We start from the raw sequence: 20,113 nt of genomic DNA, 5'->3' as shown, positions 1-20,113 counted from the left end.
TCAGGCCCCGGCGAGCCCCGGGACGACGTAGCGCCGCTCGTTGCCGAAGCGGTGCGCCGTGATCGAGACGGCCTGCTCGTGCAGGAACGGCAGCGTCTCCACCCGGCCCGCGGAGGTCACGGGTCCGTCGTAGACGGCGACGTGCGGAGCGCCGTCCGTGGCGGCGACGACCTCCGCGACGGAGCCGCCGACGAGACGGATGCGCCCGCCCGTCCGGGCGAGGGACGCGGCTCGGGACGCCCAGGCCGTCGCGTCCTCCACGACGGTGTCGGCCCCGGCGCCGCGCAGCCATCCCGCGACGCCGTCCGGCAGCGAGGCGGCCGAGCTCACCACGAGCGGCGCCCCGACGCGCAGGCCCGCGGCCGCGACCCGGACGAGCTCCACGACCGGCCGGCCGTCGAAGCGGATGGTCACGGGAACCGGCGCGTAGCGCAGCACGTTCTGCTCGAGCCGGAGGCCCTGGACATCGCGCGCGACGCCGAACTCGGCCGCGAAGGCCGCGACGTCCGTGCCGAGCGCGGACGCGAGCCACGCCGATCCGTCCTTCCCGTCCGCTCCGCCGAGCGCCTCCACGGCTCCCCGGGAGAGCGCATCCGCCGCGGCACCGGCGCGCACCGGCGCATCCGTCCACGTGCCGAGCCCGAAGAGGTAGCTCGGGCCGCCCGCCTTCGTCCCCGCTCCCACGGCCGACCTCTTCCATCCGCCGAAGGGCTGGCGCTGGACGATCGCACCCGTCGTCCCGCGGTTGACGTAGGCGTTGCCGACGTCGATGCGCTCGAGCCAGCGTGCGATCTCGTCCTCGTCGAGCGCGTGCAGCCCCGACGTGAGGCCGTAGTCGACGGCGCGCACGATGTCGATCGCCTCGTCGAGCGTCTCGGCCGTCATGATGCCCAGGACGGGGCCGAAGTACTCCGTGAGGTGGAAGGCGCTCCCCGGCTTCACGCCCTCGCGGATCCCGGGGCTCCACAGCGCGCCGGCCTCGTCGAGACGCCTCGGCTCGACCACCCAGCGCTGCCCGGGCTCCAGCTCGGTGAGCGCGCGCTTCAGCTTGCCCTCGGCGGGGCCGATGAGCGGTCCGATGCGCGAGGACGCCTGCCAGGGCATCCCCACCTCGTGGCCTCCCACGGCGTCGACGAGCTGCCGCCGGAACCGCTCGCTCCTCGCCACCGATCCGACGAGAACGACGAGCGACGCGGCGGAGCACTTCTGCCCCGCGTGGCCGAAGGCGGAGGAGGCGACGTCCTTCGCGGCGAGGTCGAGGTCGGCCGACGGCGTCACGATGACGGCGTTCTTGCCGCTCGTCTCGGCGAGCAGCGGCAGATCGGGGCGGAAGGAGCGGAACAGCTCCGCCGTCTCGTAGGCGCCCGTGAGGATGACGCGCTCGACGCCCTCGTGCGACACGAGTCGCCGCCCGAGGTCCTTCTCCTCGACGTTCACGAGGCGCAGCACGTCGCGCGGCACGCCCGCCTCCCACAGCGCCTCGGCGATCACGGCGCCGCAGCGCGCGGCCTGCGGCGCGGGCTTGAGGATCACGGGGGAGCCGGCGGCGAGCGCGGCGAGCGTCGAGCCGGCCGGGATGGCGACCGGGAAGTTCCACGGCGGCGTCACGACCGTGAGCCGGACGGGCGCGAACTCCGCGCCGTCGACCTCGTCGAGCAGCGCGGCGCCGGACGCGTAGTAGTGCGCGAAGTCGATCGCCTCGGAGACCTCGGGATCGCCCTGCTCGACGACCTTGCCGCACTCCGACCCCATGACCTCGAGGAGCTCCGCGCGGCGGGCCTCGAGCGCGTCGCCGACACGGTGCAGGATCTCGGCGCGCCCCGTGGCGCCGAGCCCGCGCCATCCCTCGCCCGCGGCGACGGCGCCGTCGATGGCGGCGTCGACCTCGTCGGCCGAGCGCAGGGTGTGCGCGTCGCGCGTCGCCTCGCCCCGTCGCGATCCGGCCATCCGATCGCGGATGCCGGCGGCCCACTCGCGGTTGCCCGCGATGCTCGGATCGCTGTCGGGGGCGTTGCGGAAGCCGTCGCGCGGCCCCTCGGGCTGCGGGGCGCGACGGTCCTGCACGCGGTTCGGCCGGGGGGCCTCGGCCGGCATGAGGTCGATGGACGCGCGGAAGCGCTCCTCCTCGCGGGCGAACAGCGCGGGGTCGGCGTCGAGATCGAACACGGCCGACATGAAGTTCTCCGGGCTCGCCCCCTCCTCCAGCCGGCGGATGAGGTACGCGATCGCGACGTCGAACTCGTCGGGGTGCACCACCGGCGTGTAGAGCAGCAGCGAGCCCACGTCCCGCCGGACGACGGCGGCCTGCGCCGTGGCCATCCCGAGCAGCATCTCGAACTCGACGCCCGCGCCGTCCGCGATGCCGCGACGCGTCGCCAGGAGCCGGGCGAGCGCGATGTCGAAGAGGTTGTGGCCCGCGACGCCCAGGCGCACGTTGCGCACCCGCGCGGGGTGCAGCGCGTAGTCGAGGACCGCCTTGTACGAGGCGTCGGAGTGCTGCTTGCTCTGCCACGTGGCGAGCGGCCATCCGTGCGTCTCGGCGTCGACCTGCTCCATGGGGAGGTTCGCGCCCTTGACCACGCGCGCCTTGATGGGCGCGCCCCCGCGCGCGACGCGATCGGCGGCCCACTCCTGCAGACGGATCATCGCGCCGAGCGCATCGGGCAGGTACGCCTGCAGCACGATGCCCGCCTCGACGTCGTGGAGGTCGGGGCGCTCGAGGAGCGTCGTGAAGACGGCGAGCGTGAGATCGAGGTCCTTGTACTCCTCCATGTCGAGGTTGATGAAGGTGCCCGAGCGCTTCGCGAGCGCGTAGAGCGGCGCGAGCGCGTCGACGGCGTGCGCCACGGCATCGTCGAACGCCCACGGGCTGTGCGGCGCGACCGTGGACGACACCTTGATCGAGACGTAGTCGACGTCCGGCCGCTCGAGCAGGCGCCGTGTCCCGGCGAGCCGCTTCTCCGCCTCGCTCCGTCCGAGGATCGCCTCTCCCAAGAGGTTGACGTTGAGGCGGATCCCCTCGCCGCGGATCCGCGAGAGCGTCCGGCCGAGCCTCTCATCGCGCGCATCGACGATGAGGTGCCGGACCATCCGCCGCAGCACCGTGCGGCTTGCGGGGACGACGATCCGCGGCAGCACGGGCGCGAGAGCCCCTCCGAGACGGATCAGGCCGCGAAGGGGCGCGGGAAGGAAACCGGGGATGAGCGGGACGAGCCCGGCGAGGTTGCGCGCGGCGACGCGCTCGTCCTCGGGGCGCACGACGCCGTCGACGAATCCCACGGTGAAAGCGAGCCCGTTCGGGTCGCGAAGGACGCCCGCGAGGTTTCTCGCGGACGAGTCGACCTTCTCGTCCCGTGCGGCGGCGAGCCAGTTGCGTACCTGGGCGATCGCCTCCTCTGCGAGCGCGGTGTCGATGCCGGGTGCGTGGTCCTGGGAGGAGGGCGATGGCGCAAAGGTCATGGCACGGTCTTTCTCGAGGGGGATGCTCCCAGTGTGGGTGGCCCCTTCCTCGCGGAAAAGCGCATGTTTTCGACGTCGACTCTTCGATATCCTCGAACGATGATCGCTCCCTGGAACGGCAGAGGCCTCCTGCTCCTGCACGAGCTGCGCCTGCGCGGCACGATCGCGGCCGTCGCGTCGGTGCTGAGCTACAGCTCGTCCACGGTGTCGCACCAGCTTGCGCAGCTGGAGCGCGAAGTCGGCGTCAAGCTGCTGGTGCCCGAGGGACGCGGGCTCCGGCTGACGCCCGAGGGCGAGGCGGTCGCGCAGCACGCCGCCCGGCTGCTGGCCGCGCAGGAGCAGCTGCGGGGCGAGCTCGACGCCCTCGCACCCGATGCGGCACCGCTGCGCATCGCCGTGCTGCAGACCGCCTCCCGCACCCTCGTCCCCCGGGTGCTCGACGCTCTGAGGGAGGCTCTTCCGGCCCTGCGGGTCGAGATCGTCGTGACACCGCCGGAGCACGGCCTGTTCGAGGTGGAGACCGGCCGCTTCGACATCGCGATGGCCGAGCAGTACCCGGGTCACACGCGCCCGCACCGGGAGGGCCTCGACCGCGATCTGCTCGGGCGGGACCCCATCCGCCTCGCCGCACCGCCCGACAGCGGCGTCGTCTCGCTCGCCGATGCGCGGGGCCTGGCCTGGATCATGGAGCCCGAGGGCACGGCGGCACGGGCATGGGCCGTCCAACAATGCCGGGCGGCCGGTTTCGAGCCCGACATCCGCCACGAGGCGACCGACCTGTCGGCGCACGTGCGGCTCGTCGCGGCCGGGCATGCCGTGAGTCTCCTCCCCGGGCTCGCCCTCGCCGGCGACGACGCGTCAGCACGGCTCGTCGATCTGCCGGGCTCGCCGCATCGCGAGATCTTCACGGCGACGCGCGTCTCGGCCAGGGCCGCGCCCGGTGTGCGCGCAGCGAGGGAGGCGCTCTCCGTGGCATTCGCGACGGTCGCCGACGCCGGCTGACGCCGCGTCTGCCGGATGGACGTCTGTTCAGCCCGGTAGGTGCGAGCTCGTCCACGCGTCGATCGCGGCGCGCTGACTCTGCATGAAGCCGTTGATCGCGTCCGTCGCCGCGAGGTCGTGAGCGACGGCCCGTCCGTCGACGGCCGTGACGGACTGGACGAACGAGGCGCCCATCGTCCAGACCGCGTCCGCGGCGAAGAGCCGCTCGGTCGGGATGTCCTCGTAGGAAATCTCGAGTCCGTTCAGGGCCGCCCAGGCGAAGAGCTCGACCTGCGTCGTGCCGTGCAGGATGCCGATGCGCGGATGCGGGGTCGCCACACGGTTCCCCTCGCGGATGACGACCGACGACTGCGGCCCTTCGAGCACGTACCCGTCGCGCGTCACGAACACGGCGTTCTGCGCTCCCCGGCGCTCATACTCCCGGCGCGCCGCCATGTTCGTCGCGTACGAGAGCGTCTTCGCGCCGAGCAGCAGCCACGGCGCCCGTTCCGCGGAGTCGCGGAAGAGCTCGCGCTCGAGGGTCACGATCTCGATCTCCGGGGCGCGCCTGCCGAATCCCGGATCGACGAGGGCGAACACCGTCGGCACGACCGGCAGCGACACGGCGGACAGCGAGGCGTCCACACCGCGAGTGATGACGAGCTTGACGTGCGCATGAGGGGTCGGGCCCATCCGTCGGATCGCCTCTCGGACGAAGGCGTCGAGCACCCGGAGGTTCGGCGCCGGGAGATCCAGCGCCGCAGCCGACTGGGCGAGACGGCGCAGATGCAGGTGCCAGGCGAGAGGCACGTCGTCGACGACGGTCGTGGCCTCGAAGACGCCGTCGCCGCGGAGCAGGCCGAGGTCGAACACCGAGACGGATGCGTCGCGAGGCTCGACGACGCGCAGCTCCGGCTCCCCCTCGAACGCCGTGTCGAGCAGCTGATCGGCTCGCCCGAAGAACACCCCGAAATCGCCCATGCGTCCTCCTGTCGAGCATCACGCTACCGGCGCGCCGGAGGGAGGAGACGCGCGGCGCGTCGTATCGCGGGCACGCGCCCATGAGCTGAAGGCGTCCTGAACCTCGTCGAAGAACGCCGTCTTCGCACGCGTGTAGTCGTCGTAGTCCGCCTTGCCCCGGTTCTCGGCGGACAGACGGCGCTTCACGCTCTCGTAGCGGTCGCGGGCGTCCGGATGCGCGCGCAGCCAGTCGCGGAACCACACCGCGTACCGCCCCCAGGGTGAGTCGGAACGCCGGATGTGCAGGATGACCGATCCGTCCTCGATGACGAAGAGACGCTTCGTCCAGACCTCGTCCGGCACCGTCTCATCACCTCGCGGGATGTCACGGTGCACGCCCGGTGAGTCGGGCCGGGAGCCCTGTGCCCTCACGTAGCCGATCGCGCCGAGACGCGCAGCGAGGTCCTCCTCCGACGGCAGGGGGAGGATGCGCACCTGCAGATCGACGAACGGCTTCGCCGCGAGCCCCGGGACGGAGGTCGATCCGATGTGGTCGAAACGGGCTTCCGAGGCTCCGTCGAGCCCTTCGACGGCGCGCCGGACGATCGCGAGCTGCGCGTCCGCGCGCTCGGCCCACGCCGGGTCGTGCGCATGGAGCTCTGCGGGGTTCGGGAGCGGACGATCTCGGGCAGGCATCTCCGTCAATCGTGCTCGCCCATGACACGACGGGTGAGGGCCGAGACGTCGCCGTCGAGGTGGTCGATCCTCATGTTGACGACGTCGAAGCGTGCGTTCATCTCCGAGCGCAGCCCGTCGATCTCCTTGCGCACGCCGTCGATCTCTTTACGGACCCCGCCGATTTCGCCGCGGACGCTTCCGATCTCGCCGCGGACACTTCCGATCTCGGACCTTACGCTGCCGATCTCCGAGTGGACGCTGTCGATTCGGGCATGCACACCTCCGATCTCGGCACGCAGGACGCGTGTGAAGTTCGCCGAGACGAGACCGATCGCCGCGAATGCGAACGTCGCGAACGTGCCGAGGAACACCCAGGTCTGTGCCTCCGTCATGACCATGCCTCCCAGTGTGAGTCGATATCCCGAATTTGTCACGCTTCGCGGACACGGAGCGGCACGTACGGCGGATTGTGGAAAACGGCATCGCGCACACGCCGCTGTGCACGCGTCGACGCTTCCGGCAGGTCTCGGGGCGGGGACGTCCCACCTCGCGCCCGGCCTCAGCGCGTCGCGTTCGCGACGCGGACGCGCAGTCCCTCGGCGAATCGGTACGGTGCGGGAACGATCGCGTCGCCGAGCGTCCGACGGAGACGACTGATCTCGGCACGCACGGTGACGTCGCGCTCCGGCGTGCCGTAGAGAAGCGCCGAGAGCTGCGGAGCCGTGAGGCCGTGCGGATGACTCGCCAGCAGGAGGAGGATGTCGGCCTGCCGCCTCGTCGCCTCCATCTCCGTCCCGCCCGCCGCCGACGCGAACCGCAGAACGGCGCCGTGCGCGCTCTGGCGGATCTCCAGGCATGCCTCCGGGAGCGACAGCAGGCCCGATCGCGGGCGCAGAAGCCACCCGCCGTGCATTCGCTCAGCCACGGTCTCGCCGAGACCGGGCACCCACGCGCCCGCCTCACCGGGAAGCGTCACTCGACGACGATTCTCCACCTCGTTCGCCGCGGCGACCCAGCCCCATTCGTCTGCGACGATCCACGGGCCGGCGATCCTTCGCGTGACGAGCCAGCTCGCGGAGCGCAGGGCGTGAAGATCTCTGCGATGCCGTTCACGCAGCTCCGTCGCAGCGCTGTGCGCGACGAGCGACGCGAGAGCGAGAACCGTGCTCCCGGCGTCCGTCGCCGCCATCGACAGATCGACGACGCCGAGCATGTTCCCGCTGCGCGGGTCGCGGAGGGGCGCGCCCGCACAGCTCCAGTCGTGCTGATCGACGCAGAAGTGCTCCGCTCCATGCACGTGGAGCGGATGCCGCGTCGCCAGGGTCGTCCCGATCGCGTTCGTCCCCACCTCCCACTCGCTCCAGAGCGCGCCGCGGACGAAGCCGATGCTCTCCGCACGGTCGCGCATGCGAGCACCCCCCTCGCTCCAGACGACGCGGGCCTGCGCGTCCGCGAGCACGAGGAGGACGGCGTCGTCCTCGAACAGATAGTCCAGGTGCGCGCGCACCCCGGGCAAGAGCGAGCGGAGGACATCGCCGCCGCCCCCGCTCTGTCGCTCATCCGGTGTCGCTCGGCGACGGCGGTCAGGTCGCAGGCCGCGACGGCGCAGCCTCGACCACGACTCGGCGATGACGTCCCTGGGACGAGCAGGCGGACGCCGCCCCTCGAACGTCGCACGATGGATACGGCCGAGAAGCTCGGCGTACTCCGTCGCGTCGCTGTTCCCGGGGATCGCCGCCTCGAGACGACCAGGCATCAGACCTCCTGTCGACGTCTCGATCCTATTCGCGGCAGGGGTTGCAAGGGGTAGCGCGGGCGAGAGCGCCGCGTCGTCCCGGGTTCCTCCGGGCCGACCGTGTCGGCGGCTGGCGCAGGCTCGCCGACACGATCTAGCGTGACGACAGCTGCGATGGCGCACGCCCGCAGCCTGAACGAAGGAGTGTTACACGATGACTTCCACGAAGGTCGCTCTCGTCACAGGCGCCGGTCAGGGCATCGGCCGCGGGATCGCGCTCAAGCTCGCCTCCGACGGCTTCGATGTCGCGGTCGCCGACCTCGCCTTCCAGCAGGAGAAGGGCGACGCGGTCGTCTCGGAGATCGAGGCACGGGGACGAAAGGCGTTCTTCGTCGCCGCCGACGTCTCGAAGAAGCAGGACATCGAGGCGGCCGTCGCGACGACGGTCGACACGCTCGGCGGCTTCGACGTGATCGTCAACAACGCCGGGATCGCACAGGTCAAGCCCGTCCTGGAGATCACCGAGGACGAGCTCGACAAGATCTTCCGCATCAACGTCAACTCCGTCGTGTTCGGCATCCAGGCGGCCGCCGCGAGCTTCATCGAGCGCGGGGTGAAGGGCCGTATCGTCTCTGCCGCCTCCATCGCGTCGATCAAGGGCTTCCCGATCCTCGGCGCGTACTCCGCATCGAAGTTCGCCGTGCGCGGCCTCACGCAGGTGGCCGCGCAGGAGCTCGCCGGTCACGGCATCACGGTGAACGCATATGCGCCCGGCATCGTCGGCACCGGCATGTGGGAGCTCATCGACGCCGAGCTCAGCAAGATCAACGGCAAGCCGCTCGGCCAGAACCTCAAGGAGAACGTCGACTCGATCGCACTCGGCCGCATCGAGACACCGGAGGACGTCGCCGGCGTGGTGTCGTTCTTCGCGGGGCCGAACTCCGAGTACGTGACCGGTCAGGTCCTCCTCGTCGACGGCGGCATCCTCTACAACTGACCCGACCGGCAGTCATCGCTGCCGCGTCACGCGCCCCACACGCCGCTCGCGCCGCGGCGATGACTGCCGACGAGGTGCGTGTCGACGATCCCGACGGCTTCCATGAGCGCGTATATGGTCGTCGGTCCGACGAAGCGGAACCCGCGCCTCTTGAGGGCCTTCGACAGGGCGACGGACTCGTCAGAGGTCGTCGGGATGTCGGCGAGCCTGCGCGGCGCAGGAGTCGCCGCGGGCCGATGGCTCCAGACGAACTCGGCCAGCCCGCCTTCCTCCCGCAATGCGACGGTGGCGCGGGCGTTGCCGATCGTCGCGAGGATCTTCGCCCGGTTGCGGATGATCCGGGCATCGGCGAGGAGACGCGCGACGTCGTCGCCGCCGAACGTCGCGACGGCGTCGGGATCGAACCCGGCGAAGGCCTCGCGGAACGCCGGGCGCTTGCGCAGCACGATCGCCCACGACAGGCCGGACTGGAACGCCTCGAGGCTCAGCCGCTCGAACAGGCCTGCCTCGTCGCGAACGGGCATCCCCCATTCGGCGTCGTAGTACTCGCGGAGCAGCAGGTCCGCCGCCGCCCACCGCGGCCTTGCCAGACCGTCCTCGCCGACGACGACGTCCAAGCTCGGCACAGCGGCCCGGTCGGGGTTCGACTCGCTCATCCTCGTGCCGTCTCCTCGGGCTCGGACGCCGCCGCAGCGTCGTCCTCCGCATCGAGGTCGACCGCCGCATGCTCGAACTGCGACTGGTACAGCCGCCAGTACGCGCCCGCGCGGCGGATGAGCTCCTCATGCGTCCCCTGCTCCACGAGGCGCCCGTGCTCCATCACGAGGATGAGGTCGGCGTCGCGGATGGTCGACAGGCGGTGCGCGATGACGAACGACGTGCGTCCCTCGCGCAGAGCCGCCATCGCGTGCTGGAGGAGGAGCTCGGTGCGGGTGTCGACGGAGCTCGTCGCCTCGTCGAGGATGAGCACGCTGGGGCGGCGCACGAACGCCCGCGCGATCGTGATGAGCTGGCGCTCGCCCGCCGACACGTTCGCCGCGTCCTCGTCGAGGGGCGTGTCGTAGCCGTCGGGGAGGGAGCGGACGAAGCGGTCGACGTACGTGGCCCTCGCGGCCGCGACGATCTCGTCGTCCGTCGCCGTCTCCCGCCCGTAGCGGATGTTGTCGCGGATGGTCCCGGCGAACAGCCACGGGTCCTGCAGCACCATGCCCGTGCGCGAGCGCACGTCCTCGCGGGTCAGCTCCGAGATGTCCTGCCCGTCGAGCAGGATCGCCCCGCCGTCGAGCTCGTAGAACCGCATGACGAGGTTGACGAGCGTGGTCTTCCCCGCCCCCGTCGGACCGACGATCGCCACCGTCTGACCCGGCTCCACCCGGAACGACAGGTCCGCGATGAGCGGGCGCCCCGGCGTGTACGAGAACGACACGTCGCGGAACTCGATGACGCCATCGCCTGCGGCCGCCGCGGGGGCGTCCTCGTCGTCCGCTTCCTCTTCCTCCTGGTCGAGCAGGTCGAAGACGCGCTCGGCGGACGCGGTTCCGGACTGGATGACCGGGAGCATCCCCCCGAGCTCCGTGAGCGGCTGCGTGAACTGCTGCGAGTACTGCACGAACGCCTGCACGTCGCCGATCCGCAGCTGTCCGCCCGCCACCATGATGCCGCCGAGCACGGCGATGCCGACGTAGGTCAGCGACCCGATGAACTGCATGCTCGGCATCATCACGCCGGAGAGGAACTGCGCCTTGAAGGCGGCGCGGTAGAGCTCCTCGTTCTCCTCCTGGAACGCCTCGCCCATCGCCTTCTCCCGGCCGAACACCTTGACGAGGGCGTGCCCCGAGAAGGACTCCTCGACGCGGGAGTTGAGCCGCCCGACCTTCCGCCACTGCGTCTGGAACGCCCGCTGCGACTGCGGGCCGATGCCGAGCATCACGAACGCGATGAGCGGCAGCGCGACGAGGGCGACGAGGGCGAGCTGCCACGAGATGGAGAACATCATGACGAGCACGCCCACCACCGTGAGCAGCGACGTGAGCGCACCCGACAGCGACTGCTGCAACGTCTGCGTCATGTTGTCGATGTCGTTCGTGACGCGCGAGATGAGCTCGCCGCGCTGGACCCTGTCGAAGTAGGCCAGCGGCAGGCGGTTGATCTTCCTCTCGACCCGCTCCCGCAGGGCGAACATCGTCCGCACCATGATGACGTTGATGACGTAGCCCTGCACCCACTGCAGCACCGACGACAGCACGTAGACGACGAGCGCCCACACGATCACGACGCGCAGCGCGTCGAAGTCGATGCCGACGCCCAGCTGGAAGTGCTGCATGGCCCCCACGAGGTTGGCCATGTCGTCCTGCCCCGCCGCCCGCAGCCCGGCGACGACCTCCGCCTGAGAGGTCCCGGCGGGGAACTGGGAGGCGAGGGTGAGCGACATCACCCCCTCGAAGACGATGTTCGTCGCCTCGCCGAGCACCCTCGGGGCGATGACCGCGAGCACGACGCCGATCGCGCCGAGCAGCGACACGAACGCGAACACCCACGCGTACGGTCGTAGGAGGCCGATGAACCGGCCGAAGCTCCTGCCGAAATCGGCGGGCTTGCCGGGCGCGACCGAGTCCCAGTCGCCCGAGGAGAGCCGCGCCTGCTCGGCCAGCTCGAGCTCCGCCTGCTCGTCGGCTCCTGTCCGCTCCCTCTCGCTCACGCCTCCACCCCCAGCTGCGACTCGACGATCTCCCGGTAGGTCTCGTTGGAGGCCAGGAGATCCTCGTGCCTGCCCGAGCCGACCATCCTGCCGCCGTCGAGCACGATGATCCGATCGGCGTCGGTGATCGTCGACACGCGCTGGGCGACGACGATCTTGGTCACGTGGGGAAGCTCTCTCCACAGCGCCTGTCGCAGCCTGGCGTCGGTCGTGAGGTCGAGCGCGGAGAACGAGTCGTCGAAGACGAGGACGTCCGGGTCGTGGACGATCGCCCGCGCGATCGACAGCCGCTGGCGCTGCCCGCCCGACACGTTCGTCCCGCCCTGCGAGATCCGGGAGTCGAGGCCGTCCGGCATCTCCTCGACGAAGTCCCTCGCCTGCGCGATCTCGAGGGCGTCCCACAGCTCCTCGTCGGTGGCGTCCTCGCGCCCGAACCTCAGGTTGCTCGCGACCGTGCCGCTGAAGAGGAAGGGCCGCTGCGGCACGAGCCCGATGCCCTGCCACAGGAGGTCGAGGTCGGCCGCGCGCACGTCGACGCCCTGCACCCGCACCTGCCCCGCGGTCGCGTCGAAGAGACGCGGGATGAGCGAGACGAGCGTCGTCTTGCCCGACCCGGTCGATCCGATGACCGCGACGGTCTCGCCGGGCTCCGCGGAGAAGCTGATGCCGCGCAGCACGGGCTCCTCGGCCCCGGGGTAGGTGAAGGCCACGTCGTGGAAGCGGACGGCTCCGCGCTCCGGGAACGCGGTCACCGGGTCGTCGGGGCGCGACAGCGTCGACGCGCTCTCGAGCACCTCTCCGACGCGGTCCGCGGAGACGGCGGCACGCGGGATCATGAGCGTCATGAAGCTGGCCATCATGACGCCGCCGAGGATCTGTCCGACGTACTGCATGAAGGCGAAGAGCGTGCCGATCTGCGTGTTGCCCGCGTTGACCTCGATGCCGCCGAACCACACGACCGCGACGATCGTCACGTTGAGCACGAGCATGACGAGGGGGAAGATCAGCACGAAGAGGGAACCGACCTTGCGCCCGACCACCATGATGTCGGCGTTGGCCGCCCGGAAGCGCTCCTCCTCGATGGCCTCCCGGACGAACGCGCGCACGACCCGGACGCCCGTGAGCTGCTCGCGCATGACGCGGTTCACGCCGTCGAGCCTGGACTGGTAGGCGCGGAACAGCGGGACCATGCGGGCGATGACGAGTCCGGCGATGACGAGGAGGACGGGGATGGACACCGCGAGGATCCAGCTGAGCCCGACGTCCTGACGGACCGCCATGACGATGCCGCCGATGGCGAGCATGGGCGCCTGGACGAGCATGGTCGCGCTCATCATCGAGACCATCTGGATCTGCTGCACGTCGTTCGTGTTGCGGGTGATGAGCGAGCCCGCCCCGAACTGCGACACCTCGCGTTCGGAGAAGCCGCTCACCTTCCCGAAGACGTCGCCGCGGATGTCGCGCCCGGCTCCCATGGCGGCGCGTGCGGCGCAGAAGGTGGCGACGATCGAGGCGACGATCTGGCCGAGCGACACGGCGAGCATGGACAGCCCGGTGCGGACGATGTAGCCGGTGTCGCCGCGGGCGACGCCGTTGTCGATGATGTCGGCGTTGAGGGTGGGGAGGAAGAGCGCGGCGAGCGCGGCGGCCAGCTGGAAGACGAGGACGCCTGCCAGGAGCCATCGGTATCGCGCGAGATAGCGGGTGAGCAGCTTCAGGAGCACGTGGACAGTGTCTCAGCGACCGCGGACATTCTCATCCCCCTCGGGGAGGACATCCGCTGAGGGCGGAATCGGGGCGATCGTCTATCGTCGAACCGCCGCCGATCGATGGAGGTCCCCGATGACAGCCGAGAGGCCCGACGTCCCGTCGCACGGTCCGCTCGCTCACGTGCTCGCGCAGCAGGCGGGCGTCGACGTCCCCGCCCTCCCGGGCGCGCTCGCGGATCTGCTCGCCGTGCCGGACGACGCGCTCCCCGCCTGGGATGCCGCCGCGGCGGACCCCCTCACGATCGCGTGGTTCCGCGGGCGGGCGGAGGCGGAGCTCGGCTCGGCGTGGCCGCAGCCTCTCGCACACGACGCGGCGCGCTTCCACGGCGACGGCGATCGCGTCGCCTGGGAGGCGCCCGCGTTCGCGCGGCAGGAGCGCCTCACCCGCGTGGCCGTGCTCGCCGCGGCGACGGACGAGGACGGCTGGCTCGACGAGGCCGTGGACGGCGCCGTCCTGCTCTGCGAGCAGAGCTCGTGGTGCTGGCCCGCGCACGACGACACGTTCCGGCGCCACGACGCCGTGCTCGCCACGGTCGCCGATCCGTACCTCGACCTCGGCGCGGGCGAGGTCGCCCAGCAGCTGGCCTGGCTCGACCACCTGCTGGGGAGGCGTCTCGACGACCGGTACCCGGGCGTCCGGGCGCGTCTCCGCCACGAGGCGCGCGTCCGCGTCTTCGAGCCCTTCCTCCGACGGCGGGACTGGCACTGGCTGGGGCTCGACGGCGAGGTCAACAACTGGACCCCGTGGATCCACGGCAACGTGCTCGTCGCCGCGCTCCGCCTTCTCGACGGGCCCGGCGAGGAGGACGAGCGCATCCGCGTCGTCGCGCTCGTCCTCGAGGGACTCGACCGCTACGTCGCGTCCCTCCCCGACGACGGGGCCGTCGACGAGGGCTACGCCTACTGGTGGAACGGCGCCTGCCGTCTGCTCGAGGCGCTCGACGTCCTGACGCACGCGACGGGCGGCGTCCTCGATCCCGTGGCGCGCATCCCGGCGCTGCGCGAGACGATCGCGTTCCCGCACCGGATGCACCTCGGCGGGGACTGGTTCGTGAACGCCGCGGACGGCCAGGCCAGGCAGGACGGCCGGCAGCCGTGGCACTCCCTGCTCCGCGCCGCGCGCCGCGCCGGCGACCACGCGGCGGAGGCGTTCGCCACGTCGCACCGCGACCCCGCCCGGCCCGCGGTCGCCGAGTCGGAGGGCCTGGGGCGGGTCGCGCGCGGGATCTCCGACCGGGCGTGGCTCGGCTCGTCGCCGGGAGCATCCCCGCTGCCGGCCGTGACCTGGCTGCCGTCGACGCAGATGCTCGTCGCGCGCGAGACCGCGGGGTCTCCGTCGGGCCTGGCGGTCGTCGCGAAGGGCGGGCACAACGCCGAGAGCCACAACCACAACGACGTCGGCGGGATCATCGTGGCCACCGACGGCGTCCCCGTGATCGTCGACGCCGGCCGGCCGACCTACGAGGCGCGCACCTTCGGCGCCGGGCGCTACGGCCTGTGGCCCATGCGGAGCGAGTGGCACAGCGTGCCGTTCGTGCGGGGCGCCGGGCAGCGCAACGGACGCGATCGCGCCGCGGAGCTCGTCTCCGTCACGACGGCCGGCGGCGCCGCGGAGCTCGTGCTCGACCTCTCCGGCGCCTACGACGCCCCGTCGCTCGCCTCCTGGCGGCGCACGGTGCGCCTCGACCGTGCGGCGCGCGTCGTCGAGCTGCACGACGCGTGGCGGTTCGACGAGGAAGGCGAGGACGAGGACGAGGACGAGCCCACGCAGGTGCGTCTGCTCCTCGCGGGCGAGGCGACGCTGTCGCCGGGGTCGGCGCGCATCGTCCCCCTCGACGGCGCGACGCCGGTGCGTCTGGACTGGGCGCCGTCCGCGGGCGCCGCGCTGGTCGCGCAGCCGCTGGACGACCCCATGCTCACGAGCGTCTGGGGCGCGCGCCTCGTCCGCCTCGACATCGACGTCACGTCGCTGTCCGAGTCGACGATCGCCGTGCGCCAGGAGGGATCGGGCGCCGGGGCGGATCTCCGGCGTCCGGGGCCGGGCGGGCGCGCGGGTCGCTAGTCGCCCGCCCCCAGGCCCAGCGCGGGCGCGAGACGCTCGAGCGTGCCGAGCGGGTCGTCCCCGAGCGCCTGCACGGACACATGGTCCGCTCCGGCGTCGAGGTGCGAGCGCAGGCCCGCGACGGCGTCCTCGACGTCCGGGTTCGCGACGACGGCATCGACGAGGGCGTCCGACCCGCCGCCCGCGACGTCGTCATCGCCGGCGCCGAAGCGGCGCAGCGCGCCGACGTAGTTCTCCAGGCGGAAGTAGCGCTCCAGGAAGGCGCGTCCGGTCCCGCGGGCCTCGTCCGCGGATCCGGCGAGCGCCACCTTCAGCTCGGGCGCGAGGAACGCCTCTCCCAGCACCTCTCGCGCATGGCGCGTGTGCGCGGGGACGGTCAGATAGGGATGGGCGCCCAGCGTGCGCTCCGCGGCGAGCGCGAGCGTCCGGTCTCCGAGGGCCGCGAGGAGCCGCTGATCCTTCCCGACGCCCTCCTCGTCGAGCACGTCGAGGTAGGCGCGGAGCGCGGTGAACGGCCTCGCCCGCTCGGGGGTGGCCTCGCGGTGGCCCGACCCGATCCCCAGCACGAGGCGGCCCGGGTGCGCGTCCTCGATGCGGTGGAACGCCTGCGCCACGCTCCGGGCGTCGGCTGTCCAGATGTTGACGATCCCCGTCGCGACGACGATCGTCTCGGTCGCGTCGAGGAGCTCCTCGACGATCATGAGGTCGGCGGCGGGCGATCCGCCCACCCACAGCGCGCCGAACCCGAGCTGCTCGACCCGCTGCGCGAAGGCGCCGTCCAGGCGGCTCGCCATGCGCCAGACGCCATAGGTCCCGAAATCCGCCTTGTCGGTCATGTCACCTCTCCAGGTCGGGGAACAGCACCGTCGGCGCAGGATGCGCGAACGCGACGCCCACCGTGTCGTCGGGTACATCAGACACGCTAGCGGGCGACCAGCGCGGAGCGCGATCCTTGTCGACCACGCGGGCCCTGATGCCCTCCGCCGGGTCGGGCTGGGTGCTCAGGAACCAGGACATGAGGCGGTACTCCTGTTCGAGCGCATGGCGCTGCGACGGCAGGGCGCGCGCGGAGCGGATGGCGGCGAGCGTCACGACGAGCGCCGTCGGCGAGCGCTCCTCGAGTGCGGCGAGCGCTCCGGCCGGTGTGATCTCCTCCCCCGCGGCGACATCGGAGGCCCCGAGCTCCCGCAGCCTCTCGAGGATCTCCGGCAGCGTGTCGACGGCGAACGCCTCGTCGATCCACGGCTGGGCCCGCTGCAGCGGCCCCGCCTGCGGCGTCTCGTCGAACAGCATGACGAGCTCCGCCGGGGTGGCGGGGTCGGCGCGCGTCTCCAGCGCGTCGCAGAGGGACGCGATGTGCGCGCTCGGCACGAGGTGGTCGGCGAAGCCGCAGTGGATGGCGTCGGCGGCGTTCATCGCGTCGCTCGTGAGCGCGAGGTACTCGCCCAGGCGTCCCGGAGCGTGGGCGAGCAGCCACGACCCGCCGGCGTCGGGCGCGAACCCGATCCGCGTCTCCGGCATCGCCAGGCGCGACCGCTCCGTCACGACCCGCACGAGCGCGTTGCCGGCGAGGCCGATTCCGCCGCCCATCGTCGCGCCGTCCGCGATCGCGACGATCGGCTTGGGGTACTCGGCGACGGCCGCGTCGAGCAGGTACTCCTCCCGGAAGAAGGGGTCCGTCGCCTCCGCCCCCTCGTCCGCGATCTGCGCGTACAGGGCCCTGATGTCGCCGCCGGCGGAGAACCCGCGGTCCCCGGCCCCCGTGAGGAGCACGATCGAGACGTCCGGCTCGTCGCGCCAGTGCTCCAGGGCCTCGCGCACCCCCCGGATCATCCCCAGATCGAGCGCGTTGATGGCCTCGGGGCGGTTCAGCACGATCCATCCGACCCCGCCGCGCATCGTCGCCTCGACGCGTTCAGAGCGGGTGGTCTCCATCACGGGTGCCACGTTACCCGCCCGCCCGGCCGCTCCCCGCCGCGCACGCCCGGGAGCGGCTTCGACACGGATGTGCGACGATTCGATGGCGCAGTCCGCCAAGATAGGGGGAACATGCACGCACATGAAGGGGTCACCATGACCGACGGCAAGGTGCTCGAGCTCACCGGAGTCACCAAGACCTTCGACGGCATCGCGGCCGTCTCGGACTTCACCGCGCGCGTCGACCCCGGCTTCGTGACGGCGTTCCTCGGACCGAACGGGGCGGGCAAGACCACGACCCTGCGCATCCTCCTGGGTCAGCTGCGCGCGAGCGCCGGGACCGCGACGATCGGAGGCAAGGCCTTCGCCCAGCTCTCCAGCCCGCGGCGGACGGTCGGCTGGGTCGCCGAGACGCCCGTCTTCCGCCCGCGACGCACGGCCGTCAAGCATCTCTCGATCGTCGCCCGTCAGGCGGGCCTCCCCTCGTCGCGGGTCGGCGAGGTCCTCGACCTCGTCGGTCTCTCCGAGGTGTCCGACATCCGCATCTCCGGCTACTCGCTCGGCATGACGCAGCGTCTCGCCGTGGCGGAGGCGCTGCTCGGCGACCCCGGCGTGCTCGTCCTCGACGAGCCGGCCAACGGGCTCGACCCCGAGGGGATCCGCTGGATCAGGCTGCTCATCCGCCGCCTGGCCGACGAGGGGCGCACGGTGCTCGTGTCGTCGCACATCCTGAGCGAGATCCAGCAGGTCGCCGATCGCCTTCTGGTCATCTCGAACGGCTCGCTCGTCTTCGCCGGGGCCATCGAGGACCTCGAGGACGCCTCGTCGCAGTCCGTCGCCGTGGACTCCCCCGACCGCGCGGGGCTCTCCCGCGCGCTGCGCGGCAAGGGCTATTCCTTCGAGCTGCTGCGCTCCGGCATCAACGTCCACCGGACGTCCGCAGCCGAGATCGGCGCGCTCGCGGCGGACGCGGGGATCGCGCTCGTGACGCTGCAGCAGCGCAGCCCCAGCCTCGAGGACGTCTTCCTGAAGCTCGTGAACGGCGAGTACGTCCCGCCCATGACCGCAGCGCTCGAACCGCACACGGCGGAGACGGATGCGGCGGAGACGGATGCGGCGGACCCGCAGGACGGCGGCGTCGCCCCGGAGGAGCGGGACGACGCCGGGACACGTGAGGAAGAGCGCGCGCAGGACGCCGCGGCCCGGCAGGATCGCGAGGACGAGGCGCTGCGGGTGACCGTGGCGGACGTCGCTCTCGCCTCGGCCGGGCCCGGCATCACCGCGGCCGCGGGCGCGTCCCTCGCCGCCACGGCGGTCGCGGAGGCTCAGAGAGCGGAGGACGCCGAGGCCCCGACGACGGACGCGGCGGCGGACACCGTGCCCGAGGCCGACGCGCCGGAAGACACCGTGCCCGAGGCCGAGAACGCCGCGCCCGAGGCCGACGCGCCCGCAGCGGCGACCGCAGCACCGGACGCGCCGGAGGGGTCCGAGGCGGGAACGCCGGAGACGACGGCCGCCGAGACGTACGACGCCCCGGCCGACGACGTCGCACACGAGGACGAGCCCGCCGAACACGAAGGCACGGACCACCAGCACGCCGAGGACACGAGCATCGAGAACACGAGCATCGAGAACACGAGCATCGAGGACGAGCACAGCGGGTCCGACCACAGCGAGCACGAGCGCGCCGACGCCCCCGACGACGGGCGCGGTCCCGAGGGCTTCGTCGCCGAGGAGTGGACGATCGACGGCGCCGCCGCCCGCCCCGCCACGACGGGGACGGGCCACCCCGCGGACGCTCCGAGCTCCGGCGCAGACAACGCCGACACCTTCGACGTGCTCGAAGAGGCCGATGTCGTCGAGTACGAGAACGAGGACGACGACTCCGCGCACGGCGCGGGCCTTCCCGGATCGACGTCGCTCGCGAGCCTCCTCGCCGGCGAGGACGAAGAGGTCGGTGGAGCGGCCTCCTTCCTGGAGAACGACCAGGCGGACGACGCCGACGCCCCGTCCGATCAGACCGTGCTCCTCCCCGTCGCGGGAGACGACGACGCGACCGTGGCGATCCCGACCGTCGGCGGGAACGCGGACGAGACGGAGCAGCCGACGGCCGACGCGCAGCCCGCCGACGGCGAGGCGGCCGAGGACGACGGCTTCACCTTCGACGACCTGCTGCGCGGGACGGGCGCCGAGGCGATCGCCGACGCGTCGGACGAGGACTGAGAGCCCGCGTCAGACCGCCGGAACGGGGCGCGCCGCCGGCTTCCGTCTCGGCTTCCGCTGCGAGGCCGGAGCGGTCGGCGTCCCGAACGCGGCGACCTCTGACGCCTCGGCCGGGTCGAGGCGCAGGGCTCGTGTGAGCGCGAGACCGTGACGGGTCGAGATGACGAGCCGCTGGAACGCGCCCTCGCCGAGGAGATCGATCACGACGCCGGGCAGGCGACGCCCGCGCACGGCGACGAAGTCGTCGCCCGACTCCGACTTCCACGTGCCGAGGGCGACGGCACCCGGGACGTGCGTGCCGCGCGAGCGCACGCCGCGCAGCCAGGTCCACGGGTCGTCGGTGAGCTGCACCTTCGCGATGGACGTGCGCTCCACGCGGATGCTCCCGCGCTGGAACGCGAGAGCGCGTTCGGTGGGCGACAGCACGATCTCCAGCTGCGAGTGATCGAGGAGCAGGGTCACCATGAGTCCATCCTGCCAGCGGACCGCGGAGACCGCCCTGGGGAGACCTCACAGGAAGGCAACGATCCGCCTGTGGTTCGCGTCAGCCCCGGACGGATCCGCGCGGATCCGACGAGACCCGGCGCCGGCCGCGGCCGGATGCACGCGAGGTTCGCGCCGACGGCGCCGCGCG

General features: G+C 72.1%; 15 protein-coding genes. 4 read left to right on the top strand and 11 right to left on the bottom strand.

Annotated features, from left to right (window positions below; all coding sequences use genetic code 11):
- Positions 1-3,459 (bottom strand): bifunctional proline dehydrogenase/L-glutamate gamma-semialdehyde dehydrogenase, encoded by a 3,459-nt coding sequence (locus tag N8K70_RS01700; RefSeq protein ID WP_317139887.1) that lies wholly within the window; start codon positions 3,457-3,459, stop codon positions 1-3.
- A 99-nt stretch (positions 3,460-3,558) separates the two neighbouring features.
- Here N8K70_RS01700 and N8K70_RS01695 point away from each other — a divergent pair, with 99 nt between their 5' ends.
- On the top strand, positions 3,559-4,461 hold the full coding sequence (locus N8K70_RS01695) for a LysR substrate-binding domain-containing protein (RefSeq protein WP_317139886.1): 903 nt from the start codon (positions 3,559-3,561) through the stop codon (positions 4,459-4,461).
- A gap of 27 nt (positions 4,462-4,488) precedes the next feature.
- On the opposite strand, the gene N8K70_RS01690 is transcribed toward N8K70_RS01695, so the two are convergent.
- From N8K70_RS01690 to N8K70_RS01675, 4 genes are all read right to left on the bottom strand, one after another.
- Positions 4,489-5,421, bottom strand: a complete 933-nt coding sequence (locus tag N8K70_RS01690) for an aminotransferase class IV (RefSeq protein ID WP_317139885.1) — start codon at positions 5,419-5,421, stop codon at positions 4,489-4,491.
- An 18-nt stretch (positions 5,422-5,439) separates the two neighbouring features.
- Positions 5,440-6,096, bottom strand: a complete 657-nt coding sequence (locus tag N8K70_RS01685) for a GrpB family protein (protein ID WP_317139884.1) — start codon at positions 6,094-6,096, stop codon at positions 5,440-5,442.
- 5 nt (positions 6,097-6,101) lie between these two features.
- Positions 6,102-6,470, bottom strand: a complete 369-nt coding sequence (locus tag N8K70_RS01680) for a coiled-coil domain-containing protein (protein WP_317139883.1) — start codon at positions 6,468-6,470, stop codon at positions 6,102-6,104.
- Between the two features lie 167 nt (positions 6,471-6,637).
- Positions 6,638-7,834, bottom strand: a complete 1,197-nt coding sequence (locus N8K70_RS01675) for a helix-turn-helix domain-containing protein (protein WP_317139882.1) — start codon at positions 7,832-7,834, stop codon at positions 6,638-6,640.
- A 193-nt stretch (positions 7,835-8,027) separates the two neighbouring features.
- Here N8K70_RS01675 and N8K70_RS01670 point away from each other — a divergent pair, with 193 nt between their 5' ends.
- A complete protein-coding gene (locus N8K70_RS01670) occupies positions 8,028-8,810 on the top strand; it encodes an acetoin reductase (RefSeq protein ID WP_317139881.1) in 783 nt (260 codons plus the stop codon).
- A 26-nt stretch (positions 8,811-8,836) separates the two neighbouring features.
- Here N8K70_RS01670 and N8K70_RS01665 read toward each other — a convergent pair whose 3' ends face one another.
- From N8K70_RS01665 to N8K70_RS01655, 3 genes are read right to left on the bottom strand one after another with little or no spacing between them, the layout of a single operon-like run.
- Positions 8,837-9,466 carry a DNA-3-methyladenine glycosylase I gene (locus N8K70_RS01665; RefSeq protein ID WP_317139880.1) on the bottom strand — a complete coding sequence of 210 codons (630 nt, stop codon included), beginning with the start codon at positions 9,464-9,466 and terminating at the stop codon, positions 8,837-8,839.
- Positions 9,463-11,508: an ABC transporter ATP-binding protein gene (locus N8K70_RS01660; RefSeq protein WP_317139879.1), complete on the bottom strand. Its 2,046-nt coding sequence runs from the start codon at positions 11,506-11,508 to the stop codon at positions 9,463-9,465. Before N8K70_RS01660 ends, N8K70_RS01665 begins: the two co-directional genes overlap by 4 nt.
- Positions 11,505-13,232: an ABC transporter ATP-binding protein gene (locus tag N8K70_RS01655; protein WP_317139878.1), complete on the bottom strand. Its 1,728-nt coding sequence runs from the start codon at positions 13,230-13,232 to the stop codon at positions 11,505-11,507. Before N8K70_RS01655 ends, N8K70_RS01660 begins: the two co-directional genes overlap by 4 nt.
- Before the next feature lie 118 nt (positions 13,233-13,350).
- On the opposite strand from N8K70_RS01655, the gene N8K70_RS01650 reads away from it, so the two are divergent.
- Entirely contained in the window at positions 13,351-15,339 is a 1,989-nt protein-coding gene (locus N8K70_RS01650; RefSeq protein ID WP_317139877.1) for a heparinase II/III domain-containing protein, read from the top strand.
- Here the strand turns inward: N8K70_RS01650 and N8K70_RS01645 are convergent.
- Positions 15,336-16,175, bottom strand: coding sequence for a TIGR03620 family F420-dependent LLM class oxidoreductase (locus N8K70_RS01645; protein WP_317139876.1), 840 nt, complete (start codon positions 16,173-16,175; stop codon positions 15,336-15,338). The genes N8K70_RS01650 and N8K70_RS01645 overlap by 4 nt on opposite strands.
- Before the next feature lies 1 nt (position 16,176).
- Complete coding sequence (locus N8K70_RS01640) at positions 16,177-17,274, bottom strand: enoyl-CoA hydratase/isomerase family protein (RefSeq protein ID WP_317141243.1); 1,098 nt, start codon at positions 17,272-17,274, stop codon at positions 16,177-16,179.
- A 138-nt stretch (positions 17,275-17,412) separates the two neighbouring features.
- Here N8K70_RS01640 and N8K70_RS01635 point away from each other — a divergent pair, with 138 nt between their 5' ends.
- Positions 17,413-19,479 (top strand): ATP-binding cassette domain-containing protein, encoded by a 2,067-nt coding sequence (locus N8K70_RS01635; RefSeq protein ID WP_317139875.1) that lies wholly within the window; start codon positions 17,413-17,415, stop codon positions 19,477-19,479.
- A gap of 9 nt (positions 19,480-19,488) precedes the next feature.
- Here N8K70_RS01635 and N8K70_RS01630 read toward each other — a convergent pair whose 3' ends face one another.
- On the bottom strand, positions 19,489-19,944 hold the full coding sequence (locus tag N8K70_RS01630) for a hypothetical protein (protein WP_317139874.1): 456 nt from the start codon (positions 19,942-19,944) through the stop codon (positions 19,489-19,491).
- Positions 19,945-20,113: the final 169 nt, after the last annotated feature.

Source organism: Microbacterium sp. AB (assembly GCF_032878875.1).
Classification (GTDB): Bacteria; Actinomycetota; Actinomycetes; order Actinomycetales; family Microbacteriaceae; genus Microbacterium; species Microbacterium betulae.
The sequence above is the reverse complement of the archived record's forward strand: the minus strand, read 5'-3'. Positions and strand labels throughout refer to the sequence as shown.

Coding starts and splice junctions, on each gene's coding strand:
- N8K70_RS01635 (WP_317139875.1), top strand. CDS start 17,413: ATGACCGACGGCAAGGTGCTCGAGCTCACCGGAGTCACCAAGACCTTC.
- N8K70_RS01650 (WP_317139877.1), top strand. CDS start 13,351: ATGACAGCCGAGAGGCCCGACGTCCCGTCGCACGGTCCGCTCGCTCAC.
- N8K70_RS01665 (WP_317139880.1), bottom strand. CDS start 9,466: ATGAGCGAGTCGAACCCCGACCGGGCCGCTGTGCCGAGCTTGGACGTC.
- N8K70_RS01690 (WP_317139885.1), bottom strand. CDS start 5,421: ATGGGCGATTTCGGGGTGTTCTTCGGGCGAGCCGATCAGCTGCTCGAC.
- N8K70_RS01640 (WP_317141243.1), bottom strand. CDS start 17,274: ATGGAGACCACCCGCTCTGAACGCGTCGAGGCGACGATGCGCGGCGGG.
- N8K70_RS01645 (WP_317139876.1), bottom strand. CDS start 16,175: ATGACCGACAAGGCGGATTTCGGGACCTATGGCGTCTGGCGCATGGCG.
- N8K70_RS01680 (WP_317139883.1), bottom strand. CDS start 6,470: ATGACGGAGGCACAGACCTGGGTGTTCCTCGGCACGTTCGCGACGTTC.
- N8K70_RS01685 (WP_317139884.1), bottom strand. CDS start 6,096: ATGCCTGCCCGAGATCGTCCGCTCCCGAACCCCGCAGAGCTCCATGCG.
- N8K70_RS01700 (WP_317139887.1), bottom strand. CDS start 3,459: ATGACCTTTGCGCCATCGCCCTCCTCCCAGGACCACGCACCCGGCATC.
- N8K70_RS01670 (WP_317139881.1), top strand. CDS start 8,028: ATGACTTCCACGAAGGTCGCTCTCGTCACAGGCGCCGGTCAGGGCATC.
- N8K70_RS01675 (WP_317139882.1), bottom strand. CDS start 7,834: ATGCCTGGTCGTCTCGAGGCGGCGATCCCCGGGAACAGCGACGCGACG.
- N8K70_RS01630 (WP_317139874.1), bottom strand. CDS start 19,944: ATGGTGACCCTGCTCCTCGATCACTCGCAGCTGGAGATCGTGCTGTCG.
- N8K70_RS01695 (WP_317139886.1), top strand. CDS start 3,559: ATGATCGCTCCCTGGAACGGCAGAGGCCTCCTGCTCCTGCACGAGCTG.